The sequence below is a fragment of the Bradyrhizobium sp. genome, from assembly GCF_019244115.1.
In the GTDB taxonomy this organism is placed as follows: Bacteria; Pseudomonadota; Alphaproteobacteria; order Rhizobiales; family Xanthobacteraceae; genus Bradyrhizobium.
On the sequence record NZ_JAFATE010000017.1, the window covers coordinates 1 to 7,948 of the forward strand.

The 7,948-nt window shown below is 63.5% G+C and carries 7 protein-coding genes; all 7 read right to left on the bottom strand.

The window, feature by feature from the left end; translation table 11 throughout:
* Positions 1-1,222 (bottom strand): ribonuclease J (locus JOZ76_RS00785; protein ID WP_291696733.1); only part of this gene is annotated, 1,222 nt, incomplete at its 3' end.
* Positions 1,222-2,028, bottom strand: a complete 807-nt coding sequence (locus JOZ76_RS00790) for a biotin--[acetyl-CoA-carboxylase] ligase (protein WP_291696734.1) — start codon at positions 2,026-2,028, stop codon at positions 1,222-1,224. The genes JOZ76_RS00785 and JOZ76_RS00790, both read right to left, overlap by 1 nt.
* Positions 2,029-3,456 (bottom strand): NADH-quinone oxidoreductase subunit NuoN, encoded by a 1,428-nt coding sequence (gene nuoN, locus JOZ76_RS00795; protein WP_291696735.1) that lies wholly within the window; start codon positions 3,454-3,456, stop codon positions 2,029-2,031. It lies immediately after the preceding gene.
* Between the two features lie 14 nt (positions 3,457-3,470).
* Positions 3,471-4,979 carry an NADH-quinone oxidoreductase subunit M gene (locus tag JOZ76_RS00800; RefSeq protein WP_291696736.1) on the bottom strand — a complete coding sequence of 503 codons (1,509 nt, stop codon included), beginning with the start codon at positions 4,977-4,979 and terminating at the stop codon, positions 3,471-3,473.
* Positions 4,979-7,093 carry an NADH-quinone oxidoreductase subunit L gene (gene nuoL / locus JOZ76_RS00805; protein ID WP_291696737.1) on the bottom strand — a complete coding sequence of 705 codons (2,115 nt, stop codon included), beginning with the start codon at positions 7,091-7,093 and terminating at the stop codon, positions 4,979-4,981. The genes JOZ76_RS00800 and nuoL overlap by 1 nt, the downstream gene beginning before the upstream one ends.
* 7 nt (positions 7,094-7,100) lie before the next feature.
* On the bottom strand, positions 7,101-7,409 hold the full coding sequence (gene nuoK / locus JOZ76_RS00810) for an NADH-quinone oxidoreductase subunit NuoK (protein ID WP_291696738.1): 309 nt from the start codon (positions 7,407-7,409) through the stop codon (positions 7,101-7,103).
* Positions 7,406-7,948, bottom strand: a 543-nt coding sequence (locus JOZ76_RS00815) for an NADH-quinone oxidoreductase subunit J (RefSeq protein ID WP_291696739.1), incomplete at its 5' end; no start/stop codon positions are given. The genes nuoK and JOZ76_RS00815, both read right to left, overlap by 4 nt.

Sequence of the window (7,948 nt, forward strand, 5' to 3'; positions counted from 1 at the left end):
CGCGTGCAAGCTTGGCGTGCTCCGAGAGATGCAGGGCCTCGCCGTGGACCGGAATCAGCAGCTGTGGACGGGTCCATGCGATGATGTCGCGCAGCTCGTCGCGGCGGGGGTGGCCGGAGACATGGACAAGGTGGGTGCGGTCGGTGACCACCTCGATGCCCTGGGCGACCAGCCCGTTGATGATGGCGCCCACAGCCTTTTCGTTGCCGGGAATGGTCCGTGAGGAGAAGATGACGCAGTCGCCGCGGTTCAGCGTGACCTGCGGATGATCGTCATTGGCGATCCGCGCCAGCGCCGCGCGCGGTTCGCCCTGGCTGCCCGTGCACAGCGCCAGCACCTTGTCGGGCGGGAAATGGCCGTAATAGTCGGCCGAGCGGAAATTCTGCACGCCGTCGAGATAGCCGGTCTCGCGCGCCACCTGGACCACGCGCTCCATCGCACGTCCGACGATCACCACCTCGCGGTCGGCCGCTTTCGCCGCGTCCGCCACGGCCTTGATCCGCGCCACGTTGGAAGCAAAGGTGGTCACCGCGACACGTCCCTTCGCCGCCTTGACCAGTTCACTCATGGTCCTTGCGACCTCGGCCTCGGAGGGCGAGCGCCCCTCCCGCACCGCATTGGTGGAATCGCCGATCAACGCCAGCACGCCGGCATCGCCGAGTTCGCGCAGCCGCCGCTCATCGGTCGGCGCACCAAGGGTCGGGGTCGGATCGATCTTCCAATCGCCGGTGTGCAGCACCGTGCCGACCTCGGTGTGGATCGCAAGCGCGTGCGACTCGGGAATCGAATGCGCCACCGGGATGAACTCGACATTGAACGGCCCGATATCGACGCGGCCGCGGGAGGGGATGACCGTCACCGGGATCTTTGGCGCGTTGCGCTCGGCCTCGCATTTGGCCTCGAACAGCGCGGCGCTGAATTTGGTGGCGTAGACCGGGCATCTCAGTTTTGGCCAGAGATCGATGATGGCGCCGAAATGATCCTCATGGGCGTGCGTCAGCACGATGCCCAACAGGTTCTGCCGCTCCTTTTCGAGAAAGCGGATGTCCGGCATGATCAAATCGATTCCCGGCAGATGCTCCTCGTCGCCGAAGGAGACGCCGAGATCGACCGCGAGCAGGCTGCGCTGATGGCGGTTGCCGAGGCCATAGACCGACAGGTTCATGCCGATCTCGCCGACGCCGCCGAGCGGCGCAAAGGTGAGTTCATCGGGCCGCGACATCAGTTCGCCCTTACCGAGGCCGCCGAACCGAAATAGACGTCGCCGGCCGTGACCGGCATCCTGTTGCCCGCGGACGTCCGCACGATCATGCAGCCCTGCTCGTCGATGGTGTCGAAGACGCCTTCAATGATTGATTGCCCCGATTTGATGGCGACCGCCTCTCCAAGCCCGGCCGCGCGATCGAGCCAGGCCTTGCGGATATCTGCAAAGCCGCGGCCATGATCCCAGATACCACGAAACTCCGCCCAGGCATCCGACAAAGCGAGAAACAGCTCCTCGGCACTGAGCTTGATTCCGAGGGCAGCCAGTGACGTGGCCGGCGTCGGCGTGCTCACGGGCGCCGCGACGACATTGGTGCCTATCCCGACCACGACGGCGAGTTGCCCGGCAGGGACGCTCTCGGCCTCCAGCAGGATACCGGCGAGCTTGTGCTGGCCGGCCAGCACGTCGTTGGGCCACTTCAGGAAGAAGCTTGTCCCCTGCCCTGACCGCAGCGCCGCTTCCATGCTGAGCCGCCGCAGCGCGGCCTCGAGCGAAAGGCCGGCGGCGAAGCCGAGGGTCGCCGCGACGGAGGGCGCGACATCCATCACCTCGAGGATGCTGCTGGCGAGGTTACCGCGCGGCGCGATCCAGGGACGTTGGCGCCGCCCCCGCCCCGCGGTCTGCTCCGTGGTCACGAACCAGATCGGACCGCGCTCCCCCGCGCGCGCCCGCTCCAGCGCCTCCGCATTGGTCGAACCGATCTGGTCGAAAGCCGCGAGCCGATAGCCTGTGGAGATGGCGCGCGGACCGAGCGAGAACGGCATCTAAAAGAGCGATTTCGCGGCCGCGCTGGCAGCGCCGACCAGGAGCCCCGGATAGATCCAGAACAGGATGTTGAAGAGGCCGCCGAGCGCCAGCACCGTGCCGACTTCCAGCCGCAGCGGGTCGACGCGGGGCAGCGGCTCGTCGAAATACATCACCTTGACGATGCTGAGATAGTAGTAGGCGCCGACCACGCTGGTGAGCACGCCGATCACCGAGAGCGTGAACAGGCCGGCCTTGATGGCCGCCACGAACACGTAGAATTTCGCAAAGAAACCGGCGAGCGGCGGAACACCGGCAAGCGAAAACAACAGCATCGCGAAGAAGAAGGCAAGCAGCGGGTTGGTGCGCGAGAGCCCTGCGAAATCGCTGATCGTCTCGATCGCCTGGCCATTGCGCTTCATGGCGAGGATGAAGGCGAACGAGCCCAGCGTCATCGCGACATAGATCGCGATGTAGACGAGGACGCCCTGAGCGCCCTCGACCGTTCCGGCCGCGAGCCCAACCAGCGCAAACCCCATGTGGCCGATCGACGAATAGGCCATCAGCCGCTTGATGTTGCGCTGTCCGATCGCCGCGAACGAGCCGAGCGCCATGGAGGCGATCGACACGAATACGATGATCTGCTGCCATTGCGGGAGGATGCCCGGGAATGCGGTGAGTGTCACGCGCGTGAACACCGCGAGCGCCGCGACTTTTGGCGCCGAGGCAAAAAATGCGGTGACCGGCGTCGGTGCGCCCTCATACACGTCCGGCGTCCACATGTGGAACGGCACCGCCGACACCTTGAAGCAGAGCCCAGCCAGCAGGAACACGATGCCGAACACGATACCAACGCTGCCGGTTTTCGCAGCCGCTGCAATCCCGGCAAAACTCACCGTGCCGGTGAAGCCATAAATCAACGAAGCGCCATAGAGCAGCATGCCCGACGACAACGCGCCCAGCACGAAATACTTCAAGCCGGCTTCGGTCGATTTCGCGTTGTCGCGGTGGCTGGCGGCCACGACATAGAGCGCGAGCGACATCAGCTCGAGCCCGAGATAGAGCGAGATCAGGTCGCCCGCCGAGATCAGCACCATCATGCCGAGCGTCGAGAGCAGCACCAGGATCGAATATTCAAAGATGCGCCGCGACGGATCCGACAAAAATTCCGACGACAGCACCAGCGTCGCCACCGAGCCGATCAGGGCGAGAATCTTCAGGAAACGCGCAAAATCATCGACGATGAAACTGCCGCCGAAGGTCACGAGCTTGCCCGCGGGCAGCATCAGTTCGAGCACGCCGGTGACGATGAGGAGCACGACCGCAAGGCCGGTGACGAGGCTCGTGGTGCCCTGCCCGCGATAGGCCCCTAGCATCAACAGCACCATGGCGCCCGCGGCGAGCACGAGCTCGGGGACGACCGGCAGCAACTGATAATCAAAGCTCATGGCGAATTATCCCGTTACTGCATCAGCGCGGCCGCTTTCACGGCCGTTACGGCTGAGGTGTAGTTGTTGACGAGCTGCTGCACCGAGGCGGCCGACATGTCGAGCACGGGCTTCGGATAGACGCCGAACCAGATGGTGAGCGCGACCAGCGGGAACAGCGTGAGGCATTCCCGGAACGTCAGGTCCTTCATGCTCATCAGTGCCGGCTTCACCAGCGCCCCGAAGATGATCTTGCGATAGAGCCAGAGCGCATAGGCCGCCGACAGGATCACCCCAAGCGTGGCGAAGAAGGCCGTCGGGATTGCAACCTTGAACGTGCCGATCAGCGTCATGAACTCGCCGACGAAGCCGCTCGTGCCCGGCAGCCCCACATTCGCCATGGTGAACACCATGAACACCAGCGCATAGAGCGGCATGCGGTTGACGAGGCCGCCATAGGCGGCGATCTCGCGGGTGTGCATGCGGTCGTAGACGATGCCGACGCAGAGGAACAGCGCGCCGGAGACGATGCCGTGCGAGATCATCTGGAACACGCCGCCGGCAACGCCCTGCATGGTGCCGGCGAAAATTCCCATGGTGACGAAGCCCATATGCGCCACCGAGGAGTAGGCGATCAGCTTCTTCATGTCCTCCTGCATCAGCGCCACCAGCGAGGTGTAGATGATGGCGATCACCGAAAGCGTGTAGATCAGCGGCGTGAAGTCGTGCGAGGCGAGCGGGAACATCGGCAATGAGAAGCGCAGGAAGCCGTAGCCGCCCATCTTCAGCAGGATCGCGGCCAGGATCACCGAGCCCGCGGTCGGCGCCTCGACGTGGGCGTCAGGAAGCCAGGTGTGCACCGGCCACATCGGCATCTTCACGGCAAACGAGGCGAAGAATGCGAGCCAAGCCCAGGTCTGCAACGAGCGCGGCACCGCTGTGTGCATCAAGGTCGGAATGTCCGTGGTGCTGCCGTTCCAATACAGCGCCATAATGGCGAGCAGCATCAACACCGAGCCGAGCAGCGTGTAGAGAAAGAACTTGAACGAGGCGTAGACCCGCCGGGGCCCGCCCCACACCCCGATGATCAGGAACATCGGGATCAGGCCGCCCTCGAAGAACAGATAGAACAGCACGAGATCGAGCGCGGAGAAGGTGCCGACCATCAGCGTTTCGAGCACCAGAAACGCCATCATGTATTCGCGCACCCGTACCGTGACCGATTTCCAGCTCGCGATGATGCAAAACGGCATCAGCGCCGTGGTCAGGATCACGAAGGGCAGCGAGATGCCGTCGACACCCATGTGATAGGTGATGCCGGATGCGAGCCAGTTCGTCTTCTCGACGAACTGGAAATCGGTGACGGCGGGGTCGAAGCGGGCCACCAGGATCAGCGAGATCGCAAAGGTGATCAGCGTGGTCCACAGAGCGATCCAGCGCGAGTTGCGCCGCGTCGCTTCGTCATCGCCGCGGACGATATAGACCAGCAGCGCGCCGACCAGCGGCAGGAAGGTGACGACCGAGAGAATGGGCCAGGTTGTCATTACTGGCCTCCAAAGCCGAACATGAACCAGGTGATGAGACCGGCGACCCCGATCAGCATCGCGAAGGCATAGTGATAGAGATAGCCGGTCTGGATCTTGACGACGTTGCGCGTGACGTCGAGCACCCGCGCCGAGACGCCGTCCGGCCCAAAACCGTCGATGATGAAGCCGTCGCCCTTCTTCCAGAGCGTGTACCCCAGCCATTTCGCCGGACGGACGAAGATGATGTCGTAGAGCTCGTCAAAGTACCATTTGTTGAGCAGGAAGCGGTAGAGCAGCGGCTGCTGCTCCGCGAGCTCGACCGGCAGATAGGGCCTGCTGATGTAGAACAGGTAGGAGATCGCGAACCCGATCACCATCATCAGCGTCGGCAGTAAGCCGAGCAGGCGCGGCATCTGCTCCATGTCTTCGAGGATGTGCGGGTTCATCTTCACCGACTCGCGGAAGAACTCCTCGACGCCGTGCGGGCCAACGAAGATCTCCTTGAACGGAAGGCCCGACAGGATCGAGCCTGCTGCCAGCACGCCGATCGGAACCAGCATCCACATCGGGCTTTCATGCGCGTCATCGTAGTGCTGCTTGTCGTGCGGCTCGCCGAAGAAGGTCTTGAAGATCAGCCGCCAGGAATAGAACGATGTCAGGCCGGCGGCCACGACAGTCAGCAGATAGGCGTAAGTCGCGAACGGATTATGCGCGGCATAGGCCGATTCGATGATCGCATCCTTGGAGAAATAGCCAGCGAACAGCGGGAATCCGGTGAGTGCCAGCGTGCCGATGCTCATGACGGTGAAGGTGTAGGGAATCCTGCGCCAAAGCCCGCCCATCATGCGGATGTCCTGCTCGTGGTGCATCGCATAGATTACCGAGCCTGAGCCCAAGAATAGCAGCGCCTTGAAGAAGGCGTGGGTGAACAAATGGAACATGCCGACCGAATAGGCCCCCGCCCCCATCGCCACGAACATGTAGCCGAGCTGGGAGCACGTCGAGTAGGCGACGATGCGCTTGATGTCGTTCTGCACGAGACCGACGGTCGCCGCAAAGAACGCGGTGGTCGCGCCGAAGAACATCACCACGGCCTGCGCGTTCGGCGCGAGCTCGAACAAGGGCGACAGCCGCGCCACCATGAACACGCCCGCGGTCACCATGGTCGCGGCATGGATCAGCGCCGAGACAGGGGTCGGGCCTTCCATTGCGTCCGGCAACCAGGTGTGCAGCAAAAACTGCGCCGACTTGCCCATCGCGCCCATGAACAGCAGCACGCAGATCAGGGTCATCGCATCCGCCTGCCAACCGAGGAAGTCGATGGTCTTGCCGGCAAGACCCGGGGCGGCACCAAAAATGGTCTCGAAATCGACCGAGCCGATCATCATGAAGACGGCGAAGATGCCGAGCGCGAAACCGAAATCGCCGACGCGGTTGACCACGAAGGCCTTGATCGCTGCCGCATTGGCCGACGGCCTCTGGTACCAGAAGCCGATCAGGAGGTAGCTTGCGAGACCGACGCCCTCCCAGCCGAAGAACAGCTGCACCAGATTGTCCGCGGTCACCAGCATCAGCATCGCGAAGGTGAACAGCGAGAGATAGCCGAAGAAGCGCGGCCGATAAGGATCCTCGTCCATGTAGCCGATCGAATAGAGATGGACGAGCGAGGACACCGTCGTCACGACGACCAGCATGACCGCGGTCAGCGTGTCGGCGCGCAGCGCCCAGGCCACCTGCAGATCGCCCGAGTTGATCCAGGGAAACAGCGCTATCCGGGCATCGTGATGCAGGAAGCCGATGTCGACCAGCGCGAACCAGGACAGCGCTGCGGCGACGAACAACAGCCCCGTCGTGATCAGTTCGGCCGGACGCGACCCCCACGCCGCCGGCTCGGCGGGCGCGTTGTGGTCGTCATGGCCATGGCCGCCATGATCCATCGGCTCGTGATGGGCGACGTGCACCACGGAGGCATCCCCGCCGATGGGCGCGCTGCCGTGCGCGTCATGCGCATGGACGTCGCCGTTGTGCTGCACGGTGTCGCCGGAAGGGCAGCGTGCATGGGCGCCGATGAGCGAGATCAGGCCGGCGAGAATGGCGCCCAAGAGCGGCAGAAAGACGATTGCCTGGACCATAACGGGGTCAGCCCTTCATCAGATTGACGTCTTCGACCGCGATCGAACCGCGGTTGCGGAAATAGACCACCAGGATCGCGAGACCGATCGCGGCCTCGGCAGCGGCGACCGTCAGCACCAGCAGCGCAAAGACCTGACCGACGATGTCGCCGAGGAAGGTCGAAAACGCGACCAGGTTGATGTTCACGGCGAGCAGGATCAGCTCGACCGACATCAGGATGACGATGATGTTCTTGCGATTCAGGAAGATGCCGAGGATGCCGAGCGTGAACAGGATGGCGCCGACGGCGAGGTAATGTCCGAGCCCGATGGTCATTTCACCCACTCCGCCGCGTCCGCATCCGACAGGCCCTGCCCCGACGCCACCTTGCGGAGCGCCATAGCCATGGTGGGCGTGCGCGCATTCTGCACGTTGATGTCCTGCCGCTTGACGTTGGCCTTGTGGCGCAGCGTCAGCACGATTGCGCCGATCATGGCGACCAGCAGCACGACGCCGGCGAGCTGGAAGTAGTGGATGTATTTCGTGTAGAGCACGAGGCCGAGCGCCTCGGTGTTGGGGACATTGGCCGGGATCGCGGACGTGATCTGCTTGGCGGTGCCGGGATTGATCACCCAGAACCCGACGGTCAGGAGCAGTTCGAACAGGAACACGCCGCCGATCACGAGGCCGATCGGCATGTATTCGAGAAAGCCCTCGCGCAGCTCGGTGAAATCGACGTCGAGCATCATGATCACGAACAGGAACAGCACGGCGACCGCGCCGACATAGACGACGATCAGGATCATCGCCAGGAATTCGGCGCCCATCAGCACGAACAGGCCGGAGGCGTTGACGAAGGCCAGGATCAGAAACAG

Excerpts from the sequence above, each read along its gene's own strand:
- JOZ76_RS00790 (WP_291696734.1), bottom strand. The coding sequence starts at position 2,028 with ATGCCGTTCTCGCTCGGTCCGCGCGCCATCTCCACAGGCTATCGGCTC.
- nuoK (WP_291696738.1), bottom strand. The coding sequence starts at position 7,409 with ATGACCATCGGGCTCGGACATTACCTCGCCGTCGGCGCCATCCTGTTC.
- nuoL (WP_291696737.1), bottom strand. The coding sequence starts at position 7,093 with ATGGTCCAGGCAATCGTCTTTCTGCCGCTCTTGGGCGCCATTCTCGCC.
- nuoN (WP_291696735.1), bottom strand. The coding sequence starts at position 3,456 with ATGAGCTTTGATTATCAGTTGCTGCCGGTCGTCCCCGAGCTCGTGCTC.
- JOZ76_RS00800 (WP_291696736.1), bottom strand. The coding sequence starts at position 4,979 with ATGACAACCTGGCCCATTCTCTCGGTCGTCACCTTCCTGCCGCTGGTC.